We start from the raw sequence: 22,851 nt of genomic DNA on the forward strand, positions 1-22,851 counted from the left end.
GACGGCCGTCTCGTTCGCCTCTTGTGCCGGATCAGCGGTCCTGTGTACATCTGGCACAGGGGGAACCCGATGGCGCGGGGCATGCGTCCGGCCGACTCCGGGAGGCGTGCGATCCGGTGCGCCGTTACGTTGAGCGTGGCCGGTCACCCGTCCGTTGACGCGCCGTGCCCTTCGCCGGGACCGGCGGGGGCGAACGCCGCCGTGCCGGGCCCCGCCCCGACGTCATGACCGGCCGTCATCCTCGGAAGGAGCACCCATGGGCGACCCCGCGGTGAACGCACCCACAGAACCGGCCTCCGAAGCCGAACTTCAGGCGCTGGAGCGGTACTGGAGGGCAGCGAACTACCTCTCGGTGGGGCAGATCTACCTGATGGACAACGCCCTGCTGCGACGCCCCCTCGCGGTCGAGGACATCAAGCCACGCCTCCTCGGCCACTTCGGCACCTCGCCCGGGCTCAATCTGGTGCACGCACACCTCAACCGCGTGATCAAGGCGCGGAACCTGGACACCGTCTGCATCTGGGGCCCCGGGCACGGCGGGCCCGCCGTCCTGGCCAACTCCTGGCTGGACGGCACGTACACCGAGACCTACCCCGACATCACGCGCGACGAAGAGGGGATGACCCGGCTCTTCCGCCAGTTCTCGTTCCCCGGCGGCGTGCCGAGCCATGTCGCCCCCGAGACGCCCGGCTCCCTCCACGAGGGCGGCGAGCTCGGCTACTCCCTCTCGCACGCCTACGGCGCCGCCTTCGACAACCCGGACCTGCTGTCGGTGTGCGTCATCGGCGACGGCGAGTCCGAGACCGGGCCGCTGGCCGCCTCCTGGCACTCCAACACCTTCCTGGACCCGGTGCACGACGGTGCGGTCCTGCCCGTCCTGCACCTGAACGGCTACAAGATCGCCAACCCGACGATCCCCGCCCGGCTGCCCGAGGACCAGCTCGACGCCCTGATGCGCGGGTACGGCTACGACCCCGTGCACGTCACCGGCGACGACCCCATGACGGTCCACCGGGACCTCGCCGCCGCCCTCGACCGCTGCCTGGACCGCATCGCGGCCATCCAGGGCGAGGCCAGGTCCCACGGCGACACCGAGCGCGCCGACGACGCCCCCGCACCCCGCTGGCCCATGATCGTGCTGCGTACGCCGAAGGGCTGGACCGGCCCCAAGACGGTGGACGGCAAACCCGTCGAGGGCACCTGGCGCGCCCACCAGGTGCCGCTGTCCAACGTGCGGGAGAGCGCCGAACACCGCCGGCAGCTGGAGGAGTGGCTGCGCTCCTACCGGCCCGAGGAACTCTTCGACGACCAAGGGCGCCCGGCGGCCGGGCTGGTCGACCTCGCCCCGCGCGGCACGCTGCGCCTCGGCGCCAACCCGCACGCCAACGGCGGGCTGCTGCTGCGCTCGCTCCCGCTCAAGCCGCTGGAGCAGTTCGCGGTCGCCGTGGACAAGCCCGGCGCCACCGTGAACGAGCCCACGCGGGTGCTCGGAAGCTACCTGCGCCAAGTGATGGCCGACACCGCCGAGCGCCGCGACTTCCGCCTCGTCGGACCGGACGAGACCGCGTCCAACCGCCTCGACGACGTCTACGGGGCGTCCGGGAAGGCCTGGCAGGAAGACATCCACGACGTCGACGAGCACCTCACCCGGCACGGGCGGGTGATGGAAATCCTCTCCGAGCACACCTGCCAAGGCTGGCTGGAGGGCTACCTGCTGACCGGCCGGCACGGGCTGTTCTCCTGCTACGAGGCGTTCGTGCACATCGTCGACTCGATGGTCAACCAGCACATCAAGTGGCTGCGCACCACCCGCGAACTGCCCTGGCGGGCGCCCATCGCCTCCCTGAACTACCTGTTGACCTCGCACGTGTGGCGCCAGGACCACAACGGCTTCTCGCACCAGGACCCCGGCTTCATCGGGCACGTGCTCAACAAGAGTCCCGAGGCGGTCCGGGTCTATCTGCCGCCGGACACCAACACCCTGCTGTCCACCGCCGAGCACTGCCTGGCCTCACGCGACTACGTGAACGTGGTCGTGGCCGGCAAGCAGCCCGGGTTCGACTGGCTGAGCCTGGACGAGGCACGGGCCCACTGCGCGCGCGGCGCCGGTGTGTGGACCTGGGCCGGTACGGAAGCCCCCGACCGGGAGCCCGACGTGGTACTGGCCTGCGCCGGGGACGTGCCCACCCTGGAGGTGCTCGCGGCCGCGAGCCTGCTGCGGGTCCACCTGCCGGAGCTTGCGGTGCGCGTGGTCAACGTGGTGGACATCGCGCGGCTGATGCCGGAGGGCGAGCACCCGCACGGCATGCCGGACGCCGAGTTCGACGCGCTGTTCACCCGCGACAAGCCGGTCATCTTCGGGTTCCACGGCTACCCGTGGCTGGTGCACCGCCTCGCCTACCGGCGCGCGGTCCATCCGCAGCTGCACGTGCGCGGATACAAGGAACGCGGCACGACGACCACGCCCTTCGACATGGTGGTCGCCAACGACCTGGACCGCTACCGCCTGGTGATGGACGTCATCGACCGGGTGCCGGGCCTGGGCGTCCGCGCGGTCGAGGCGCGCCAGCGGATGGTGGACACGCGGCTGCGCCACCACGCCTATGTGCGCGAGCACGGGATCGACCTGCCCGAGGTACGCGACTGGACCTGGCAGGACTGAGCGGCGGCCCCTTTCCCGCTTCCCGGTGCCAGTTTCCCCGCTCCCCGGCGCCAGACGGGTGGGTCCGCGTGGGCCGTGCGGGGGAGATGCGGCGTGTCGCCGGTAGCGACACGCCGCGGAGCGGGAGGGCTGCTGGTAGGGGCGCGGTCGACGCCGGCCAAACATTCCGGGGCACGAGCTTCGGGGGGCCGCGCCCGTACTGGAGGTACATCCATGCGTTCCATCCGAGTGCTGACCGGTCTGGCCGTTGCGGGCGCAGCGCTGACCATCGCCGCCCCCAACGCGCAGGCCGTGTCGCCGAGTTGTCAGAAGGCCCTGGACGACGCGGAGATCACGCAGAAGAACGCCGACACGGTCAAGGCCGACCCGAACGCCACCCCGGAGGAGAAGAAGGCCGCCGAGGACGAGGCCAACATGGCCGCCTCCACCGCGCAGCGGTTCTGCGACTCCACGGACCCCGCCGTCAGGGGCGGCGTGCACGCCGGTTCGGGCGGCTCCCAGGGCAGCTCCGATCCGGTCGAACTGGCCGCCGGTGCCGCCGTGCTCGCCGTCGGCGCGGCCGCGGTGTACCTGCACCGCCGCCGGGCCGCCGGACAGGACTGACCCCGCCGTCGGCCGACCGGCCCCGCAGGGCGGAGTGCAGGCTCGCCCGGCGGGGCCGAGACCTCCCCGCCCCGTGCTCCCCGGCTCCCCTCGCGTCGTCCCGCGGCTTCCGTGGTCCCCTCGTCCCACGGCTTCCATCGCTTCCATCGGCTCGACCGACCCACCTGCGCAAGGACGGCGGCACCATGAGCTATCCCCCCGCACCCTCGGCCCGTGCGGCATGGCGCCGCATATCGTCCTGGGCCCTGCTCGTGGTCGCCGCCATGGGGGTGTGGTCCTGGACGGGCGACGGCGAGGAGAAGGCCGATACGCCGCCCAGGCCGTCGGCGGCCCAGGCCAAGGCCCTGGATCCCGGCCCGGCGAAAGCCGCGGCAGTCACGGTGCCTTCCCTGCCCGAGGCGGCCCCGGTCCGCGTCGGGATCCCCGGCCTCGACGTGGACGTCCCCCTGGCCCCCCTCGCCAGGACCGAGGACGGCGGGCTCGACGCGCCACCACCCGACGACCCCGACCTGGCGGGCTGGGACGCGGTGGGCACCCCGCCCGGCAGCACCGGCACCGCCGTGATCGTCGGGCACGTCGACACGCCCGTGGGGCCCGCCGTGTTCTACGGACTGGGCGCCCTGAAGAAAGGGGCCAAGGTGCTGGTGGCCCGCGAGGACGGACTGACCGCGGAGTTCACCGTCGACGGCGTCGAGGAATACGAGAAGGACGAGTTCCCCAGCACCCGGGTCTACGCCCCCAAGGCGCGGCCCGAGCTGCGCCTCATCACCTGTGGCGGCACCTACAGCAAGACCGACGGCTACTCCGGGAACGTCGTCGTCTACGCGCACCTGACCGGGTCACGCCCCGGCAAGGCCGGGTGATGCCGCCGGGCGCCCCGGCCGGGCGCTGTGGCCTGCGCCGGAATCGCCTCGCGCACACATAGGGTCAAAATGTGCCAATTGCCCCTCGCGTGGTCCCCGCAGCCTTCGTTGCCCCCGTCCTCTCCGCCGTCCTTGCCCTGACCCTCGTCGGCAGTGGGGACGGCGGTGCCGCCGCACATGCGCGCACGCTCGATGCCTTTGCCGCCCCGGTCGCCCGCAGCGCCTCCGCCCCGCGCCTGGACGCCCGGGTCACCTTCGTGCCGAAGGCCAAGCTCGGCTCCACCTACCGTCGCGGCTGTCCCGTCCCGCCGCGACAGCTCCGGCTCATCCGCATGAACCACTGGGGCTTCGACGGCCGCATCCATCCCGGTGAACTCATCGTCCACCAGGGCGCGGTGAAGCCTCTCCTCCATGTCTTCCGGAAGGCCTTCGCGGCGAAGTTCCCGATCCGCCGGATGCGGGTGATGGCCGAGTTCGGCGGCGACGACCTCAAGGCGATGGCGGCCGACAACACCTCCGCCTTCAACTGCCGCCGGGTGACCGGGAATCCGGGCCGGCTCTCGCAGCACTCGTACGGCAACGCGATCGACATCAACACCGTCGAGAATCCGTACGTCGACGTCAACGGCCGAGTCCATCCCGCGTCCGCGACGCCGTACCTGCGGCGCGACCGCCGGGTGAAGGGCATGATCCGCCCCGGGGACGCGGTCTCGACCGCCATGCGGAGAATCGGCTGGGAGTGGGGCGGACGCTGGGCGAACCCGGACTACCAGCACTTCTCGGCGAACGGCAGATAGCGCCGGCCGGGGCGGCGTTGTCCGCGTGGGGTCAGGCGCGCGGAGTCGCGGACTCAGGGGCCTCACAGCCACGTCGTCGCGAGCCAGCTGGCCACGGCCGCGGTGAGCAGGAGCGTGATGTTCAAGGCGATGTGGCGATCGCCGCGCCGCAGGTGGACCCTGGTCGCCCCGAGTTGCAGGATCACGAAGCCGATGGCCGCGGCCAGAGCCAGCCAGGGGACGATGCCGGTCAGCGGCGGCAGGATCAGCCCGAGCGCGCCCAGCACCTCCGTAAGGCCGATGGCCCGGACCGCCGGCATCGGCGTGCTGTCCACCCAGGCCATCATCGGCCGCAGCTGCTCGCGGCTCCGCACCACCTTCACCCCGCCCCCGTAGAGGTAGAAGAGACAGAGCAGCCCGGCGACGATCCAGTAGGCGACATGTGTTTCGGTGGTCATGGGGCGATTGCACCGCCACGGCGCCACGACCGTCCAAGACCTGTTCCGCGCGGCCGATACCCCACGGGTATCGTCGCAGCATGGAGCTACGCACCCTGCGCTATTTCGTGGCGGTCGCCGAGGAACTCCACTTCGGCCGGGCCGCCGTCCGGCTGCACATGAGCCAGCCGCCGCTGAGCCGGGCGATCAAGCGCCTCGAGGCCGAGACCGGCGCCGCGCTGTTCGAGCGCTCGCCGTCCGGCGTCACCCTCACCGCCGTGGGCGCCGTGCTGCTCGACGAGGCGCGCGCCCTGCTCGACCACGCCGAATCGGCGGGCGCGCGCGTGGCCGCCGCGGCCGGTGCCGCGACCCTCACCGTCGGCATCCTGGGCGACAGCGCCGACCCGGGCGCGATCCGGCTGGCCGGGGCCTACCGCCGGCACCACCCGCGCGTCGAGGTGCGCATCCGCGAGACCGACCTGACCGACCCGACCTGCGGACTGCACGCAGGCCTCGTCGACGTCGCTCTGTCCCGGGCGCCGTTCGACGAGACCGGCCTCGTGGCGCACGAACTGCGCGCCGACCCGGTGGGCGCGCTCCTGCGCACCGACGATCCGCTTGCCCACCGCGCCGGACTCAAGCTGGCGGACCTCGCCGACCGCCGCTGGTTCGTCTTCCCGGAAGGCACCGATCCGCTGTGGCAGTCGTACTGGAACGGCGGCGCACCACGGCAAGGCCCGGACGTGCGCGCCGTCGCGGAGTGCAGGCAGGCCGTCCTGTGGAACGGCACCATCGGCATGACGCTCCTGGGCCACGAGCCCGGTCACGGCCTCACCGTGGTGCCGCTGACCGACATGCCGCCCAGCCGCGTGGTGGTGGCATGGAACGAAGGCGACTCGAATCCCCTGATCCACTCGTTCGTCCGGATCGCGACCGCCGCCTACCGGGACTGAGCACGTACGCGAGGCGGGACGGGGTCACCGGGCGGGTCCGTGGAATATCGCGTGCCGTCACGTCGGTGAAGGTGCAGACTCGCCCCCATGGCGGACATGGGGGCGTTCCGGGACGCGGTCGGCGCATGGGCGGCCGGTGGCCCCGGCGGGCCCGCGGCCGATCTCGCCGCGCGGGTGGGGGTACGGGCGGCGGTGCTCCTCGAAGGGCCGAGCGATCGCGAGGCGGTCGAGGCGCTGGCCGCCCGGCGAGGCCGGGACCTGGCCGCCGAGGGCGTGTGCGTCGTGTCGATGGGCGGCGCGATGAGCATCGGGCGCTACACCGAGCTGCTGGGACCGCCCGGCCTGGACCTGCGTCTCGCGGGACTGTGCGACGTGGGGGAGCGGCGCTTCTACGACCGCGCCCTGGAGCGGGTACGTGCGCCACACCGGGACTTCTTCGTGTGCGTGTCGGACCTGGAGGACGAACTCATCCGCGCGCTGGGCACGGACCGGGTGGAGGAGATCGTCCGGGACGAGGGCGACCTGCGGGCCTGGCAGACCTTCCTGCACCAGCCCGCCCAGCACGATCGGCCCCGGCAGCAGCAGCTGAGGCGCTTCCTCGGCACGAAGAAGGGCCGCAAGATCCGCTACGGCCGCCTGCTCGTCGAGGCACTCGACCCGGGGCTGACACCGCCGCCGCTCGACGATCTCCTCACGAGTCTGTGAGTACGCGCGGCGGCGCTGCCGGGCCCTGGACGGGTGGTGGTGGAGGGACGCGGCACGTCAGAACGGCATGCGGCCACGAGTGCGGCGACCGGCAGAGCCACTGCGGCCCACGGCCTTGGAACTGCTGCGGAACGGCTTGCTGAAGATCCGGCCCAGGACACCGGGGGCCTTGCTGCCGGCGCGCGAGCCGGCTCCCAGGGTGCGCTGAGTACCGCGTTCCGGGTGCCGCGAAAGCCGCGGCACGAAGAACGCGAGGACGGCCAGAACGATACAGACAGCGACGATACCGACAATGATCACGAAAAGCTCCCTGTGTCGAGGCGTTCCTGCCGTGTGCCCTGCCGCGCCGGGTGTATGTGTGGGGCCCTGCCGACCACTGCTTCCGGCCCGGTAAAGTCGGCTCGCCGCTCAGCCCGTGCCGGACCGGGCTCGCGGCCTCATGACTCTCTTCGTGTACCGGCCAGGTGACCTCATGACCAGTACGCAGCAGCAGCCCGAGCTGACGCCCACGACCCGCCCCCAGGCGGACGAACCGTCCGCACAAGACCGCGTCCAGCGGATAAGACGCCGCCTGGAGCGGCTGATCGGGATCGCGGCGACCGAGGGAAACCGGCTCACGCCTCTGCGCAACGGCGACGAGATCTTCGCCGCCATGCTCGACGGAATCCGCCGTGCCGAGCACACCGTCGACATGATGACGTTCGTGTACTGGAAGGGCGACATCGCCCTGAAGTTCGCCGAGGCACTCGCGGAGCGGGCCCGCGCCGGGGTGCGGGTGCGGCTGCTCCTCGACGGGTTCGGCAGCCGGCTGATCGAGAGCGAGCAGCTCGAAGCGATGGACCGGGCCGGGGTCGAGGTGGCGTGGTTCCGCAAGCCGCTGTACCTCTCGCCGCTCAAGCAGAACCACCGCTGCCACCGCAAGGTGCTGGTCGTCGACGAGGAGACCGCGTTCACGGGCGGGGTGGGCATCGCGCAGGAGTGGTGCGGCGACGCCCGCAACGAGAACGAGTGGCGCGACACCCATGTCGAGGTCCACGGGCCCGCGGTGGACGGCATCGCCGCCGCGTTCGCGCAGAACTGGGCGGAGTGCCACGATGAACTCTTCGACGACCGCGACCGGTTCATCGAGCAGCGCCCGCAGGGCGACGCCATCGTGCAGGTGGTGCGCGGCTCGGCCAGCATCGGCTGGCAGGACATGCAGACGCTGATCCGGGTCATGCTGGAGTCGGCCGAGAGCCGCGTCCGGCTGTCCACCGCGTACTTCTCGCCGGACTCGTACTTCGTCGAGCTGCTGTGCGACACCGCGCGGCGCGGGGTCGAGGTGGAGATCCTGCTGCCGGGACCGCACACCGACAAGCGGGTCAGCCGCCTGGCGGGACAGCACTACTACGAGGACCTCACCGCGTGCGGGGTGAAGATCTTCCAGTACCAGCCGACGATGATGCACGCCAAGATCATCACCGTGGACGGGGTCGCCGCGCTGATCGGGTCGACGAACTTCAACCGCCGCTCCCTCGACCACGACGAGGAGGTCATGCTCGCGGTCCTCGACCCGGAGTTCACCGCGACCCTGGACGAGCACTTCGCCGAGGACGTGGCGGTCAGCGAGCAGATCCGGCCGGGCCGCTGGAAGCGGCGCACCGTCGTCCAGCGGGCCGGGGAGCTTGCGGTCCGGCCGATCCGCCGCTTCCTGTGAGGTGCGGCACCTGAGCGGACGGTCCTGACCGGGTCTTTGGGGCGCGTCCCGGAGCCGGTGTCGGGGACGGGTGCCCGGGCGCCTCGGCTCAGCGCATCCCGGGCAGGCGCCGCAGCTCGCCGACCTTCAGCAGCCGGGCCAGGACGAGGTATCCGAGGACCGTGGTGACCAGCCCGGCGAGGAGCGCGGCGGCAGTGGGCCACGTTCCGCTTCCCAGCCGACCGCACGCACGCGTCGCCGCCCAGCCGAGGCCCGCGGCCGGGCCCGCGGCACACAGCAGCTTGCCGTAGGCGCGGCCCAGGCCGCCGTCGCCGATGGGAGCTCCGAGCCGTCGGCGCAGCAGGTACGCGGTGAGCGCGAGCCCGGCCAGGTAGGACAGGGTGTAGGCCCCGGCCATGCCCACGACCGCCCAGCGGGCGGGCAGCAGCAGGTGGCAGGCCGTGGCCAGGGCGATGTTCACCGCCGCGGTCCAGGACGCCATGAGGAAGGGCGTGCGGGTGTCCTCCAGCGCGTAGAAACCGCGCAGCAGGAGGTATTGGGCGGAGAACGGGATGAGCCCGGGTCCGAAGGCCTGGAGCATGTGTCCCAGCGGGCGGGCCGACGCGGCGTCCGCCGTTCCGTGGGCGAAGAGCAGCAAGGCGAACTGCGGTCCCAGGGCGAGGAACAGGAAGGCGGCGGGCACGATGATCACGCCGCTGACGCGCAGGGCCCGGGCGAGGTCCGCGCCCAGGTCCTGGAGACGGCCTTGTGCCGCGGCGCGGCTCATGCGCGGCAGCAGGGCCGTCACCAGGGACACGGTCACGATGGACTGCGGCAGAAGCCAGATCGTCTGCGCGTAGGTGTAGGCGGAGTAGCCGATGCCGGCCTCGGGCAGCTCCTGGTCGGCGGCGTTGGCGTAGTTCGTGACGACGGTCAGGGCCGCCTGGTTGGCCAGGACGAACAGCAGCGTCCACTTCGCCGCGTGGACGCTCTTGCCCAGGCCGGTGCCCCGCCAGTCGAAACGCGGCCGGAACCGGAAGCCCGCGGCCCGGGCGAACGGGACCAGGGCCAGGGCCTGGAGGGCGATGCCCGCCGTCGTGCCGATGCCCAGCAGCCGCACCTGCGCGGCGGTGATGTCCTCCACCTGATCGGGCACGGTCATCAGGGTCAGGTAGGCGGCGAACATCCCCACCAGGACCACGTTGTTCAGCACCGGCGTCCACATCATCGCGCCGAACTTCTCGCGGGCGTTGAGGACTTGGCCGTAGATGCCGAAGAGGCCGTAGAAGAAGATCTGCGGGAGCAGGAACCTGGCGAACGTCACCGTCAGTGCGAACGACTCGTGGGTGGCGGGCGTGTCGCGCATGTACAGGCCCACGATCTGCGGGGCCGCCCACACCGCCAGCGCCGTCCCGATGCCGAGCACGCACACCACGAGCGTCACCAGACGCTGTTCGTAGGCGCGGCCGCCGTCGGGCTGCGTCGCCCTGGCCCGCACCAACTGCGGTACCAGGACGGCGTTGAGCGCACCGCCGATCAGGAGCGTGTACAGGCTCGTCGGCACGGTGTTGGCCGTGTTGTAGGTGCTGGCGAGCAGGCCCGTGCCCAGCGCGGCGGCTTGCAGCACCTGCCGGATGAGGCCCGTCGCCCGTGACACCACCGTGCCGGCGGCCATCAGCAGCGACGAACGGACCAGCCCGCCCGGCTCCTTCCGCTGCCGGGCGGCACGCTGCCCGCCGTCCCGCTGCTCCTGCGGCACGCTCCTCGCCGCAGGGCTCGCCCCCTCCACCATGCGGTCAACCTATGCCGACGAGGGCCGGCGGCTGCCGCCGGCCCTCGTCAGCCGGTGATGGCGCCCGCGAACTCCGGGAAGTCCAGGTCGTAGTTCTCGCTGTTGCGCTGCACGGTGACGACGATCTTCTTCCCGTACTTCGTCTCCAGGACGTTGTCGTTGGTCTTCGTCGCGGAGACGCCGGGAGCGAGGCGTCCCTGGAGCGGTTCGGCGCCCTTCTCGAAGGCGGTCTGCCCGGCCTCGCCGCCCTTCGTGGCGCCTTCGACGATGAGAGACAGATCGTCGAGGGCGACGGCGGACTTGCCGGAGTTCGTCAGCTTCAGCCGCACGCGGAAGTCGGTCTTGCCGGGCTCGGCGGACTCCATCATGTCGGCGTCGTAGTCCGAGAACACCTTCGCCTCGGTGACGGACACCTTCAGGCCGTCGGGCCAGGAGTAGGACTCGCCGAACGTCAGCCCCGTGGCCTTCTCCTCCGCCCCCTCCGCGTCGGCGCCGGCGCCTTCGTCGGAGCAGTGCTTGGTCCAGTCGGCCTGGCTTATGTTCTCGTCGGCGCAGTCGACCTTCTTGGCCGCCCCTTTCGCACCGTTCCCCGACTTCGTGTCGGCGGTGCCGGCACCGTCCCCACCGTCACTGCCGCCGCACGCGGTCAGAGCGGCCAGAAGCATGGCGGCCACAGCCGCAGTAGCGCGAACGCGCATATGTCCCCCCAAGGTTGAACCAGGCGCCATACGTTAGGTCACACGCGGTTGAAACACGAAGGACGTGATCAGCTCGTGATGCGTCCGCGCCGGCGGACGTCCGAAAACGGGCCCCGTGGCTCAAGGCCCTCCGTGTGGGGTGCGTGTCCGGATGTGACAGGGAACCGTCATTGCGGCCATCGGTGGGGGCCGTGAGGATGGGGGCATGTCCCCTTCGCACCGGGTCGTCATCGCGGTCTTCCCCGATGTCGATCTCCTCGACGTCACCGGCCCGGCCGAGGTCTTCGCGCTGGCCAACCGGGAGACCGCGGGCCGCGCCGGCTACCAGGTCCGCCTCGCCGGGCCGCGCGCCGGTGAGGTCCGTACGTCGGCGGGGGTGCGGCTCCTCGCCGACGTGGGCTTCGACGAGGTCGGCGGGCAGGTGGACACCCTCCTGGTGCCCGGCGCCGTCGACATGACCGCCGCGGGCCCCGTCGCCCGGATCGACGCGGAGGTCGTGGACTGGGTCAAGGCGACCGCGCCGCAGGCCCGCCGCGTGGCCTCGGTGTGCGTGGGCGCGCACGTCCTCGCGGCGGCCGGCCTCCTCGACGGGAAGACGGCGACCACCCACTGGTCGACCGCCGCCCAGCTCGCCGCCGAGCACCCCGCCGTCACGGTCGACCCGGACCCCATCTTCGTCCGCACCGACCGGGGCCGGCTGTGGACCGGGGCCGGGATCAGTGCCTGCCTGGATCTCGCCCTGGCGCTCGTGGCCGAGGACCACGGCGAGGACGTGGCCCTGTCGGTGGCCCGGCAACTGGTCATGTACCTCAAGCGGCAGGGCGGCCAGAGCCAGTTCTCCGTGCCGCTCAGCCGCCCGGCCTCCGCCCGCCGCGACATCGACGCACTGCGGCTGTGGATCGCCGAGCATCTCGACGAGGACCTGTCGGCCGCCGCGCTGGCCGCCCGGATGTGCCTGAGCGAGCGGCACTTCGCCCGGGTGTTCAAACAGGAGACGGGCACCAGCCCCGCCGACTACGTGGAAGCCGCCCGCGTCGAGGTGGCGCGCCGCCTCCTGGAGACCACCGACGGTCCGCTCGACCACGTCGCGACCGCCGCCGGGCTCGGCTCGGTGGAGACGCTGCACCGGGCGTTCAACCGCCAGCTCGCCACCACCCCGGCGGCCTACCGCCGCCGCTTCCGCGTCCAGACCAGCTGAATCCCACCATCCCTGAACCGGGCGTGCGGGCGAGTCCCGCGGCTTCGCCATGCCGTCCGCCGCATGCCGCACACCCACCAGCACCACCACCGCCACCACACGAAAGGCATCCCACCCATGACCACGCACACCAGCCGCCCCTCCACGACCCTGCGCGACGTGATCGGCCTGGACAACCAGCCGCCCCGGCTGGCCGACTCCGCACTGATCCTCATCGACTTCCAGAACACCTACCGCACCGGCGTCATGGCCCTGGACGGCGCCGAGGCGGCGCTGGCGGCCGGCGCCCGCCTCCTGGAGCGCGCCCGTGCCGCGGGCATCCCGGTCGTCCACGTCCTCAACGACGGCGGGGAAGGCTCCCCCTACGACATCCGCGCCCACATCGGGGCGATCAGCGACGAGGTCGCGCCGGTGGACGGCGAGGCGGTCGTGGTCAAGCAGTTCCCCAACTCCTTCCACGCCACCGAGCTGGAGAAGACGCTGACGGACCTGGGGATCGCCCCGGGCAGCGGCAAGGATCTGGTCCTCGCCGGCTTCATGACACACATGTGCGTCAACTACACCGCCCAGGGAGCGTTCAACCTCGGCTACCGCCCCACCGTCGTCGCCGAGGCCACCGCCACCCGCGCCCTCACCGCCCCCGACGGCACGGTCCTGCCCGCCGCCGCGCTCCAGAGCGCGGCTCTGACCAGCGTCACCGACCTGTTCGGCACCGTCGTCCCCACCGTCGACGCGCTCCCGGCCTGAGCCCCTGCGCCCCGGGCCCGCGGCCCTGTGGGGTGCCGATCGCCACGGGTGGCGCGCGTAGTGACGTAGGACACATCATGACCAGGCGTCGGCGTGGGTAGGGGGCGCATGATCGCCCGGGCTTCGAGCCCGGGAAGCAACACCGGAACCACGGAGGTATCCATGTCCTCGAAGCGACGTCGCAAGAAGAAGGCCCGCCGCAAGAACGGCGCGAACCACGGCAGCCGTCCCCAGTCCTGACGACAGGCGCGGTGATCGATCGAGGGCGGCACCACCGGTGCCGCCCTCGAGGCCTTTCCAGCCCCCGAAGCGCCCCGCAGCGTCCTTCGGGAATCTGGCGCCCGAACCGGTCAGGATTCGAGAAGCGCCGGCTCCCGGCCCCCGCCTAGCGTGCCGTGCATGGACGTCACCCTGCACGCGAGCTTCCTCCCGCACAGTGACCCGGACGCCTCCCTGGCCTTCTACCGGGACTCCCTCGGTTTCGAGATCCGCCACGACGTCGGCCACGACGGGCTGCGCTGGATCACCGTCGGCCCCGTCGGCCGGCCCGAGGTCTCCGTCGTCCTCCAGCCGCCCGCCGTCGACCCCGGCATCACGGCCGCCGAGCGCCGCACCATCGTCGAGATGATGGCCAAGGGCACCTACGCGGGCCTCCTCCTCGCCACCACCGACCTGGACGCCACTTTCGCGCGCCTGCGGGCCCAGGGCGCCGAGATCGTCCGGGAGCCCACCGAACAGCCCTACGGCGTGCGCGACTGCGCCGTCCGCGACCCCGCGGGCAACCTCCTCCGCATCAAGGAGCTGCGCTGAGAGGGCGCCCCCGAGGCGGGCGGCGAACCATTGCCGCGCGCACGCCGACGAAGTAGAACCTGACGTAGTGCTCGACGATGATCAGATCGAGCCAGGCGACACCGACGGAGACCGCGCGGGGCGGCTCCGCCCGACAGATGGAGACACCATGAGCCCGGCCAAGAGAAGGACGACACGGTCGCCCGAGCTTCACGCCGCCGACAGCCATGACCTGATCCGGGTGCACGGCGCGCGCGTGAACAATCTCAAGGACGTCAGCATCGAGCTCCCCAAGCGACGTCTGACGGTGTTCACCGGTGTCTCCGGCTCGGGCAAGAGCTCGCTGGTGTTCAGCACGATCGCCGCGGAGTCCCAGCGGATGATCAACGAGACGTACAGCACCTTCGTGCAGGGCTTCATGCCGACGCCGGCGCGCCCCGAGGTCGACGTCCTCGACGGACTCACCACCGCGATCATCGTCGACCAGCAGCGGATGGGCGCCGACCCCCGCTCCACGGTCGGCACCGCCACCGACGCCAACGCGATGCTGCGCATCCTCTTCAGCAGGCTCGCCAAGCCGCAGATCGGCCCGCCCAGCGCGTACTCCTTCAACACCGCGTCGGTCCGGGCCAGCGGCGGGATCACCGTCGAGCGCGGTGACGCCAAGACCAAGACCGTGAAGGCGACCTACCAGCGTACGGGCGGCATGTGCACGCGCTGCGAGGGCCGGGGCTCGGTCTCCGACATCGACCTCACCCAGCTCTACGACGACTCCAAGTCGCTGTCCGAGGGCGCGTTCACCATCCCCGGCTGGAAGTCGGACAGCCAGTGGACCGTGCAGGTCTACGCGCAGTCCGGCTTCGTTGACCCGGACAAGCCGATCCGCGACTACACCAAGAAGGAACTGCGGGACTTCCTCTACGGGGAGCCGGTCAAGGTCAAGGTCAACGGCGTCAACCTGACGTACGAAGGGCTGATCCCCAAGATCCAGAAGTCGTTCCTCTCCAAGGACAAGGAGGGGATGCAGCCGCACATCCGGGCGTTCGTGGAGCGGGCGGTCACCTTCACCACCTGCCCCGAGTGCGAGGGCACGCGGCTCAGCGAAGGGGCCCGGTCCTCGAAGATCAAGCGGATCAGCATCGCCGACGCCTGCGCGATGGAGATCCGCGATCTGGCCGAGTGGGTCCGCGGCCTGAAGGAACCGTCGGTGGCGCCGCTGCTCACCGCGCTCCAGCAGACCCTCGACTCGTTCGTGGAGATCGGCCTCGGCTATCTCTCGCTCGACCGCCCCGCGGGCACGCTGTCCGGTGGCGAGGCGCAGCGCGTCAAGATGATCCGCCACCTCGGCTCCTCGCTCACCGACGTCACCTACGTCTTCGACGAGCCCACGATCGGCCTGCATCCGCACGACATCGAGCGGATGAACAAGCTGCTGCTGCGCCTGCGGGACAAGGGCAACACCGTGCTGGTCGTCGAGCACAAGCCCGAGACGATCGCGATCGCCGACCACGTCGTGGACCTGGGCCCAGGGGCCGGTTCGGCGGGCGGAGCCGTCTGCTACGAGGGCACCCTCGACGGCCTGCGGGCCAGCGACACCGTCACCGGCCGTCATCTCGACGACCGCGCCGCGCTCAAGGAGACGGTCCGCGAGCCCTCCGGCACGCTGGAGATCCGCGGCGCCACCCGCCACAACCTCCAGGGCGTGGACGTCGACATCCCGCTCGGGGTGCTGTGTGTCGTCACCGGTGTCGCGGGCTCCGGCAAGAGCTCCCTGATCCACGGCTCGGTCCCCGCCTCCGCGGGCGTCATCTCGGTCGACCAGACGCCGATCAAGGGTTCGCGGCGCAGCAACCCGGCGACGTACACCGGGCTGCTCGAACCGATCCGCAAGGCGTTCGCCAAGGCCAACGGCGTGAAGCCGGCGCTGTTCAGCGCGAACTCGGAGGGCGCCTGCCCCACCTGCAACGGCGCGGGCGTCATCTACACCGACCTGGGCATCATGGCGGGCGTCGAGACCCTCTGCGAGGACTGCGAGGGCAAGCGGTTCCAGCCCTCGGTGCTCGAATACACCTTCGGCGGGCGCGACATCAGCGAGGTGCTCGCGATGTCGGTGGCCGAGGCGGCGGAGTTCTTCGGCGCGGGCGAGGCGCGTACGCCGGCCGCGCACAAGATCCTGGAGCGGCTCGACGACGTGGGGCTCGGCTATCTCACCCTCGGCCAGCCGCTCACCACGCTGTCCGGCGGCGAGCGCCAGCGGCTGAAGCTGGCCACGCACATGGCGGACAAGGGCGGCGACCAGCCCGTCTTCGTCCTCGACGAACCGACCACCGGACTGCATCTCGCCGACGTGGAGCAGCTCTTGGGGCTGTTCGACCGGCTCGTCGAGTCCGGCAAGTCCGTGATCGTCATCGAGCACCACCAGGCGGTCATGGCGCACGCCGACTGGATCATCGACCTCGGACCCGGTGCCGGCCACGACGGCGGCAAGATCGTCTTCGAGGGCCCGCCCGCGGATCTCGTCGCCGACCGCTCCACGCTCACCGGCGAACACCTCGCGGCGTACGTCGGCTGAACCGCGGGCCCGACGCGCACGAAGGAGCGGGGCCTCGGCCGAGAATATGGACCGCCGGGGCCCCGCACAGGCGTCTTACGGAAATTCGTCACTCAATCGTGTGTCACGGCTCCAAAAGCGACACTGACGGTGACGGGTCAACGTTGAGTAGACGCGAGCAAGTTGTGCTGTTGCGTGCAAAGCGTTGTGCTCATCGTTCTCCGCGAGCCCGCAGACGACCCAGGGAGTCAGTGAGCCGCGTCTGACGCTCCATGAAGCCCGTGGCCCGCGCGTGCCACGAGCTTCATGCCGGAAGCGGACGAAATCCTGAAGGCCGGGAGCGGAAAGGACCGTTGGACTGCGCATGAGCGATACGGGGAGCGGGATTCCTTCGCCGCGGCCGCCCCGGGCCGAGACACGGACAGGCGGCGGTGAGGCCGCTTCGCAGTCACCGATCTACGACGCGCTGGTGCGCGAGTGGCAGGCCCAGAACCGGGAGGTGCCGCGCACGCCGGCCCCGCGCTCCCGCTGGCAGCGGGTGGATCCACAGGACCTCTTCCACCGGGGCTGACCGGTGGCCCACCGGGAGCGGGCGCGCGGCGCCCGTTCCCGCCTCACGTGAGCGGCGTCGCCGGATGCGCGTGGGTGCCGAGCCACCGGCGGATCGCGAGGGCGACCGTGTCGTCGAGGGTGCTCAGGGCGTCGATGGCCCGGATGTCGTCGGGGTGGGGCGGGATCCCGGCCGCGGTGAGCGTCGCGTGCAGGCTCAGGCGGTGCCGGTCGCGGGGCGAGAGGACGGTCGGGGCGGCCAGGTCCAGCCGCTGCGCCGGGTCGGGCGGCGGCAGCAGGAAATCGGCCTCCGCGTCCCAGTTGACGGCCGGCGCGATGGTGGCGGGTGGGGTCATGGCGGCTTCCTCACGACGTGCGGGCGATGCCTGTGCCGGTCAGGAGGCGATGGCCGGGCCGTCCGGTTGCACCGGGCCCGCCGCGCCACCCGAACGCGCTAATCGCCGCCCGCGGGCCCGCCTTGCCTGACCTCTGTCCACATGCGGTGTCATATGCGCCTTTGGTTGTCCGTACCGGCTGAATTCATGGCTCGTGCAAAAGGGGGCGCGTATTTATGCGGCGGCGCGTATCAGGGGCTTAGCGGGTGGCCGCACAGAGCAAATGTGTTTCGCCGAGCTGGCGCGGAATGAAGCATTCCATGCATATTCTACGAAAGCTTTACTTGTGAGTTAAATCACATCTCGCACAGCAAATGATCATGAGGGTGCATATCCACATCCCTGTTACGCGTGTGACAGGATGCGACTGGTTGGTTGGCTAGCTTTATTTCGGGGAGACAAGCATGCCGACGATGATTGTTATCGGATACCGTGACGACCTCCATCAGGCGCTCGAACGCAGGGGACTGGATCCCTGCTATATCGTGCAGGCGCCCGCGAGTGCACCCGAGGGGCGACGCTTCAAACGGGTAACCGACATGGAGAACGCGCAAGAAGTAATGCGGGCGGTGCTCTCCGCGCAGGTCGATGATGTGGCGGGAGTGCTCACCGTCCATGAAATGGGCGTCTTCGCCGCCACCTATCTGCGCCAGCAGCTGAGCCTTCCCGGAAATGCGGACTCAAAGGCGGCCCTGTATTTCCGGGACAAGCATCTCCAGAAGAGCGCCTTGCCGCCGCACGTCACCAGGGCGCGGTGCCGGTACGTGTCGAAGGAGACCCCGTTCGCCGAGCTCGCCGAAGAGCTGGGCAGCGTCCTCGTCGTCAAGCCGGCGATCGGAGCCGGCTCGCAGCGCACGAGCATCGTGCGGTCCGCCGAGGAGTACGCGCGAGCCCTGGAGCCCTTCCCTGGCGGGTCGGACGTCGAAATCGTCGCCGAGTCCTTCGTCGACGCCCCCGAGGTCTACCTGGACGGCGTCTGGCACGACGGCCGCCTGCGGTGGTCGTCCATGAGCAGCAACCACATCGCGCCGCTCAGCGCCGTGCAGGGCGGCATCCTGTCCGCGCACGTCCTGGACCGCCGACTGCACCCGGAACTGTTCCGGCAGGCCGAGGCCCTGGCCGAAGACGCACTGGGCGGCCTGGGCGCCCCCGACTGCGTGTTCCACCTGGAGGCGTTCGCGCGGGAAGCGGGACTCACGTTCGGCGAATGCGCCGTCCGGCTTCCGGGAGCGCTGTCCCCGCAGGTCAACCAATTGACGTTCGGCATCGACCTCTTCGACGTCGAGATAAGCCTGGCGCTCGGCGAAGAACCGGCCGGGATTCCCGACCCCCACGTGCCCGAACGCTTCTACGGATACATCCTCCTGCGCCGCCCGGAAAACGGCTCACTGACCCAGCAGGATTTCGAGCGCCAATTCTCCTTCGACGAGATCGCCTACCCGCTGTCGCCCGACTCATCGATCGGCCCCTACGGCCGATTCGGGCAGGCGATCGTTTCCGACCCGGACGAATTGAAGCTGCAGAAGACGATCGACGAGATCGTGCGCTTCAACGAGGTCGGCGGCTGACGCACGCCGTCCGCGCCACCGTGCGGCAGGCGGTATTCACGAGAATTCCCGGATCGCGAGCAATTCCGGACCCGGCATGCGCCTTCTGGGTGCCGAAGCATGCCCGGACGGAGGCCAGGCCCGATCCGCATTCCCCTTCATGGTGCATTTCTCTGACCGGAGGTCGTCATCCCTATGCCGGATCAACGTCATGCTTCGACCCTCCCGCAGCTGCTCGAAAGCGCGGCCCGGGACACCTCGCGCGGCATCACCTTCATCGGCGGCCCGTTCCTCTCGTACGCCGAACTGCGCGAGTGCGCCTGCCGGATCGCCCAAGGGCTGCGCGACGGCGGCACCGCCCCCGGCGAGCGCGTCCTCATCTCCGCCCGCGACCCCGAGCACTTCTTCCGCGCCTTCTGGGGGTGCGTCCTGGCCGGTGTGGTGCCCTGCCCCGTCGCCCCGCCGGCCGACCCTTCCCGCTGGCGCACGCAGCTGGAACATCTGCGCACGCTCCTCGGCGACCCCTTGATGATCGTCTCCAAGGAGTCCGACGCCGACCTGCCCGACGTCGGCCTGCGGGCCGTGACGGTCGAGGAGTTGAGCCACGCCGCTGCCGGCCATGACCGGCTGCCCGAGCCCGCCCCGGACGATCTCGCCGTCCTGATGCTCACCTCGGGGTCCACCGGATCGAGCAAAGCGGTCGAGCTCACCCACACGAACCTCCTGGCGGCGCAGGCCGGCAAGGCGGGAGCGCTGGACCTGGGGCCCGACGACACGTCGCTGAACTGGATATCGGCCGACCACATCGCCGCGATCGAGGCGAACCTGCTGCCGATGTTCAACGGAGCCGACCAGGTCATGGCCACCCCGGCCACCGTGCTCGCCGACCCCGTGGAGTTCCTCCGGCTGGTCGCGGCCCACCGGGTGCGCGTGACGTTCACGCCCAACTTCCTGTTCGGGCAGATCAACCAGGCCCTCGCCCAGCGTCCCGTACCGCACCACGAGCTGGACCTGGCACAGGTGCGGCACATCATCTCCGGCGGCGAGGCCACCGTGACCGGCACCGTGCGGGCCTTCCTGGACGCCCTGGCCCCCTACGGCCTGCGCGAGGACGTGATCGTGCCCGCGTTCGGGATGACCGAGACCTGCGCGGGCAGCGTGTTCAACCGCGAGTTCGCCGCCCGCGACCTGGAGACGGAGTTCCCTCCGCTGGGCCGTCCCGTGCGGGGGCTGCACATCCGCATCGTGGACGGCGACGGCGCGGTCCTTGCCTCCACCGACCGGCCCGGATCGGGCGAATCGGGTGAGGTGCAGCTGCGCGGCACGATGGTGACCGGGGGCTACTTCGGCGACGAGCGGGCCACCGCCCAGGCCTTCACCCCCGACGGCTGGTTCCGCACCGGCGACCTCGGACGCCTCGACGCCGAGGGCCGGTTGACGCTGGTCGGCCGGACCAAGGACTCCGTCATCGTGAACGGCGTCAACTACTACAGCCACGACCTGGAAGCGGTCCTCGACGAACTGGACGGCGTACGGCGCGGCCGGCTCGCGGCCTTCCCCATCCGGCCCGAAGGCGCCGACTCCGAACAGCTCGCCGTCGCGTTCGTCCCCGCGGGCGACCCGGCCGACGACTCGGCCGTGTACCGGGCCCTCGTCGCGATCCGCAGCTCCACGATCATGCACTGGGGTTTCCGGCCCCAGCTGATCATCCCGGTCGCCGAGGCGGAGATCCCCCGCGGCAACCTCGGCAAGATCCAGCGCTCACGGCTGCGGACGGCCGTCGAGACCGGCGCCCTGGACGCCGCCGTACGCCGGTCCCACGAGGTCAGCGCCCGCTTCCTCGGCGACTACGTGGCCCCCGAAGGCGAAGTGGAGACCGTCCTGGCCGACGTCTACGCCCGCGTCCTGAACACCGGGAAGGTCCCCGTCACCGCCAGCTTCTTCGACCTGGGCGGCACGTCGCTGGACGTGCTGCGGCTCAAGCTGGAGATACAGAACGCCTTCGGCATCGACGACGTGCCGATGTCCACGCTCCTGCAAGCGCCCAGCGTGCGCGCGCTGTCCGGCCGCCTGACCGCCGCACGCGACGCCGACCCGGACGCCGCCTACGACCCGCTGGTGCCCCTCCAGGTCACCGGGGACGGCACCCCGCTGTTCTGCGTCCACCCCGGCCTGGGGGAGGTGCTGGTCTTCGTCAACCTCGCCAAGTACTTCACCGGTGAACGCCCCTTCTACGCGCTGCGGGCCCGCGGCTTCGGCCACGGAGAGAGCCACTTCCCTTCGTTCGACGACATGGTCAGCACCTATGTGGAGGCGATCCGGCGCACGCAGCCGAGCGGCCCGTACGCCGTGGCGGGGTACTCCTACGGCGCGGCCGTCGCGTTCGAGATCGCCAAACGGCTTGAGGCCGACGGCGACGAGGTCAAGTTCGTGGGCGTGTTCAACCTGCCGCCGAGCATCTCCGGCCGCATGAACGAGATCACCTTCACCGACGGCGCGATCAACCTCGCGCTGTTCCTCGAACTGATCGCCCCGGCCGACATCGAGGGACTGACCACCACCCTGCGCCCCCTGCCGGAAGCCGAGCAGCTGGCCTACCTCGTCGACCACGCGCCCAAGCGGCGCCTGGTCGAACTGGACCTGACCGTCGAGCAGTTCACCACCTGGGTGCACCTGGCGCAGAACATGGTGCACCTGGGCCGGGGCTACGAACCCTCGGGCACGGTCGACGCCGTACGCGTCTTCTACTGCACCCCGCTCAAGGGCACCAAACAGGAGTGGCTGGACGGCCAGCTCCGCCACTGGGACGACTTCACCCGCACCCCCAACCAGTACATCGAGGTCGACGGCGAGCACTACACCCTGATGAGCCCGCAGCACGTGCAGACCTTCCAGGCCACGCTGCGGCACGAACTGAGCCTCGCGCTCGGCTAAGGACGGACACAGGAATGCAAGGCAAGAAGATTCTCGTCACCGGCGGCACCGGACAGGTCGCCATGCCCGTCGCCGAAGCGCTCGCCCCGGACAACGAGGTGTGGTGCCTGGGCCGGTTCACCGACTCCGCCGCCCGGGGGGCCCTCCAGGACATGGGGGCGCGCACCTTCACCTGGGACATGGCCACCGACGCCCTGGAGGGCCTGCCGGGTGACTTCACCCACGTACTGCACTCGGCGGTGCACCGGGGCGACGGCAAGGACTTCGCCGAGACCGCGCGCGTCAACGCCGTGGGCACCGCACGGCTGATGACCCACTGCGCCGGCGCCGAGGCGTTCTTGTACGTCTCCTCCGGGGTGGTCTACGACCGGGCCGACAGCACCCACCGCTACCGCGAGAGCGACCCCGTGGGCGGCGTGGTGCCGTGGCTGCCGACCTATCCCGTCGGCAAGCTGGCCGCCGAGGGAGTGGCGCGGGGCCTGGCCGAGACGCTGGGCCTGCCGACGGTGATCGCCCGGCTGAACATCGCCTACGGCCCGTACGGCCACGGCGGTGTGCCCATGATCCTGTTCAAGCAGATGCGCGCCGGGCAGCCGTGCGCGGTGCCCCGGCAGGGGCAGAACCACTGCAACCTGCTGCACACCGACGACCTGGTCCGGCAGGTGCCGCTGCTGTGGGGCGCGGCGGGGACGCCCGCACGGGTGGTGAACTGGGGCGGGGACGAGGAGATCGGCATGACCGACCTCCTGGAGTACATGTCCGCGCTCACCGGAGTACCGCTGAAGCTGGACCGCAGTGACTACAGCCGCGAGACCGCGATCTTCGACCACGGCGTACGCCGGGACCTGATCGGCGACTGCTCCGTGGACTGGAAGACCGGCATCGCCCGCACGCTGGCCGAGCTGTTCGAGGAGTACCGCGACCGCGTCGAGGCCCATACCGGCGATAGCGCGCAGCCGCGAGGAGTGGAGCTCTAG

At 70.9% G+C, this 22,851-nt stretch carries 21 protein-coding genes; 16 read left to right on the top strand and 5 right to left on the bottom strand.

From position 1 onward, the window contains the following. The first annotated feature begins 256 nt into the window (after nucleotides 1-256). The 4 genes from QBL25_RS37910 (at nucleotide 257) to QBL25_RS37925 (ending at nucleotide 4,925) form a co-directional block, all read left to right on the top strand. On the top strand, nucleotides 257-2,662 hold the full coding sequence (locus QBL25_RS37910; protein ID WP_409061487.1) for a phosphoketolase: 2,406 nt from the start codon (nucleotides 257-259) through the stop codon (nucleotides 2,660-2,662). A gap of 213 nt (nucleotides 2,663-2,875) precedes the next feature. Beyond that, the gene (locus QBL25_RS37915; RefSeq protein WP_409061488.1) at nucleotides 2,876-3,265 is read left to right on the top strand and encodes a hypothetical protein; all 390 of its coding nucleotides are present in this window, start codon (nucleotides 2,876-2,878) and stop codon (nucleotides 3,263-3,265) included. A 185-nt stretch (nucleotides 3,266-3,450) separates the two neighbouring features. After that, nucleotides 3,451-4,128, top strand: a complete 678-nt coding sequence (locus QBL25_RS37920) for a class F sortase (RefSeq protein WP_409061489.1) — start codon at nucleotides 3,451-3,453, stop codon at nucleotides 4,126-4,128. Nucleotides 4,129-4,199: 71 nt separating this feature from the next. Further along, the gene (locus tag QBL25_RS37925; protein ID WP_409061490.1) at nucleotides 4,200-4,925 is read left to right on the top strand and encodes a M15 family metallopeptidase; all 726 of its coding nucleotides are present in this window, start codon (nucleotides 4,200-4,202) and stop codon (nucleotides 4,923-4,925) included. Between the two features lie 62 nt (nucleotides 4,926-4,987). Here the strand turns inward: QBL25_RS37925 and QBL25_RS37930 are convergent, their stop codons facing one another. Further along, entirely contained in the window at nucleotides 4,988-5,362 is a 375-nt protein-coding gene (locus QBL25_RS37930) for a DoxX family protein (protein WP_409061491.1), read from the bottom strand. 80 nt (nucleotides 5,363-5,442) lie between these two features. Here QBL25_RS37930 and QBL25_RS37935 point away from each other — a divergent pair, with 80 nt between their 5' ends. Both QBL25_RS37935 and QBL25_RS37940 read left to right on the top strand, forming a co-directional pair. After that, nucleotides 5,443-6,294: a LysR substrate-binding domain-containing protein gene (locus QBL25_RS37935; RefSeq protein ID WP_409061492.1), complete on the top strand. Its 852-nt coding sequence runs from the start codon at nucleotides 5,443-5,445 to the stop codon at nucleotides 6,292-6,294. 87 nt (nucleotides 6,295-6,381) lie between these two features. After that, nucleotides 6,382-6,999 (top strand): TOPRIM nucleotidyl transferase/hydrolase domain-containing protein, encoded by a 618-nt coding sequence (locus QBL25_RS37940; RefSeq protein ID WP_409061493.1) that lies wholly within the window; start codon nucleotides 6,382-6,384, stop codon nucleotides 6,997-6,999. A gap of 57 nt (nucleotides 7,000-7,056) precedes the next feature. Here the strand turns inward: QBL25_RS37940 and QBL25_RS37945 are convergent, their stop codons facing one another. Then, complete coding sequence (locus QBL25_RS37945) at nucleotides 7,057-7,299, bottom strand: DUF6411 family protein (protein ID WP_409061494.1); 243 nt, start codon at nucleotides 7,297-7,299, stop codon at nucleotides 7,057-7,059. Nucleotides 7,300-7,471: 172 nt separating this feature from the next. Here QBL25_RS37945 and QBL25_RS37950 point away from each other — a divergent pair, with 172 nt between their 5' ends. Then, entirely contained in the window at nucleotides 7,472-8,695 is a 1,224-nt protein-coding gene (locus QBL25_RS37950) for a phospholipase D-like domain-containing protein (protein WP_409061495.1), read from the top strand. Nucleotides 8,696-8,783: 88 nt separating this feature from the next. Here QBL25_RS37950 and murJ read toward each other — a convergent pair whose 3' ends face one another. Then, complete coding sequence (murJ, locus tag QBL25_RS37955; RefSeq protein WP_409061496.1) at nucleotides 8,784-10,466, bottom strand: murein biosynthesis integral membrane protein MurJ; 1,683 nt, start codon at nucleotides 10,464-10,466, stop codon at nucleotides 8,784-8,786. Between the two features lie 47 nt (nucleotides 10,467-10,513). Further along, nucleotides 10,514-11,140, bottom strand: a complete 627-nt coding sequence (locus tag QBL25_RS37960) for a hypothetical protein (protein ID WP_409061497.1) — start codon at nucleotides 11,138-11,140, stop codon at nucleotides 10,514-10,516. A 229-nt stretch (nucleotides 11,141-11,369) separates the two neighbouring features. On the opposite strand from QBL25_RS37960, the gene QBL25_RS37965 reads away from it, so the two are divergent. From QBL25_RS37965 to QBL25_RS37990, 6 genes are all read left to right on the top strand, one after another. After that, nucleotides 11,370-12,362, top strand: coding sequence for a GlxA family transcriptional regulator (locus QBL25_RS37965; RefSeq protein ID WP_409061498.1), 993 nt, complete (start codon nucleotides 11,370-11,372; stop codon nucleotides 12,360-12,362). Between the two features lie 117 nt (nucleotides 12,363-12,479). Further along, nucleotides 12,480-13,109: a cysteine hydrolase family protein gene (locus tag QBL25_RS37970; protein WP_409061499.1), complete on the top strand. Its 630-nt coding sequence runs from the start codon at nucleotides 12,480-12,482 to the stop codon at nucleotides 13,107-13,109. Between the two features lie 162 nt (nucleotides 13,110-13,271). Next, nucleotides 13,272-13,349 (top strand): 50S ribosomal protein bL37, encoded by a 78-nt coding sequence (locus QBL25_RS37975; protein WP_370443954.1) that lies wholly within the window; start codon nucleotides 13,272-13,274, stop codon nucleotides 13,347-13,349. A 159-nt stretch (nucleotides 13,350-13,508) separates the two neighbouring features. Beyond that, on the top strand, nucleotides 13,509-13,919 hold the full coding sequence (locus QBL25_RS37980) for a VOC family protein (protein WP_409061500.1): 411 nt from the start codon (nucleotides 13,509-13,511) through the stop codon (nucleotides 13,917-13,919). A 148-nt stretch (nucleotides 13,920-14,067) separates the two neighbouring features. After that, the gene (locus tag QBL25_RS37985; RefSeq protein ID WP_409061501.1) at nucleotides 14,068-16,470 is read left to right on the top strand and encodes an ATP-binding cassette domain-containing protein; all 2,403 of its coding nucleotides are present in this window, start codon (nucleotides 14,068-14,070) and stop codon (nucleotides 16,468-16,470) included. A 343-nt stretch (nucleotides 16,471-16,813) separates the two neighbouring features. Next, nucleotides 16,814-17,020, top strand: a complete 207-nt coding sequence (locus QBL25_RS37990) for a hypothetical protein (protein WP_409061502.1) — start codon at nucleotides 16,814-16,816, stop codon at nucleotides 17,018-17,020. Nucleotides 17,021-17,063: 43 nt separating this feature from the next. Here the strand turns inward: QBL25_RS37990 and QBL25_RS37995 are convergent, their stop codons facing one another. After that, nucleotides 17,064-17,354 (bottom strand): hypothetical protein, encoded by a 291-nt coding sequence (locus QBL25_RS37995; RefSeq protein WP_409061503.1) that lies wholly within the window; start codon nucleotides 17,352-17,354, stop codon nucleotides 17,064-17,066. A gap of 443 nt (nucleotides 17,355-17,797) precedes the next feature. On the opposite strand from QBL25_RS37995, the gene QBL25_RS38000 reads away from it, so the two are divergent. The 3 genes from QBL25_RS38000 to QBL25_RS38010 all read left to right on the top strand — a co-directional run bounded on the left by QBL25_RS38000 (nucleotide 17,798) and on the right by QBL25_RS38010 (nucleotide 22,851). Then, the gene (locus tag QBL25_RS38000) at nucleotides 17,798-18,961 is read left to right on the top strand and encodes an acetyl-CoA carboxylase biotin carboxylase subunit family protein (protein WP_409061504.1); all 1,164 of its coding nucleotides are present in this window, start codon (nucleotides 17,798-17,800) and stop codon (nucleotides 18,959-18,961) included. A 174-nt stretch (nucleotides 18,962-19,135) separates the two neighbouring features. Next, nucleotides 19,136-21,874 (top strand): alpha/beta fold hydrolase, encoded by a 2,739-nt coding sequence (locus tag QBL25_RS38005; RefSeq protein WP_409061505.1) that lies wholly within the window; start codon nucleotides 19,136-19,138, stop codon nucleotides 21,872-21,874. Nucleotides 21,875-21,888: 14 nt separating this feature from the next. Then, nucleotides 21,889-22,851 (top strand): NAD-dependent epimerase/dehydratase family protein, encoded by a 963-nt coding sequence (locus tag QBL25_RS38010; RefSeq protein WP_409061506.1) that lies wholly within the window; start codon nucleotides 21,889-21,891, stop codon nucleotides 22,849-22,851.

It is taken from the genome of Streptomyces sp. SYP-A7185, assembly GCF_046103685.1.
Taxonomy (GTDB): Bacteria; Actinomycetota; Actinomycetes; order Streptomycetales; family Streptomycetaceae; genus Streptomyces.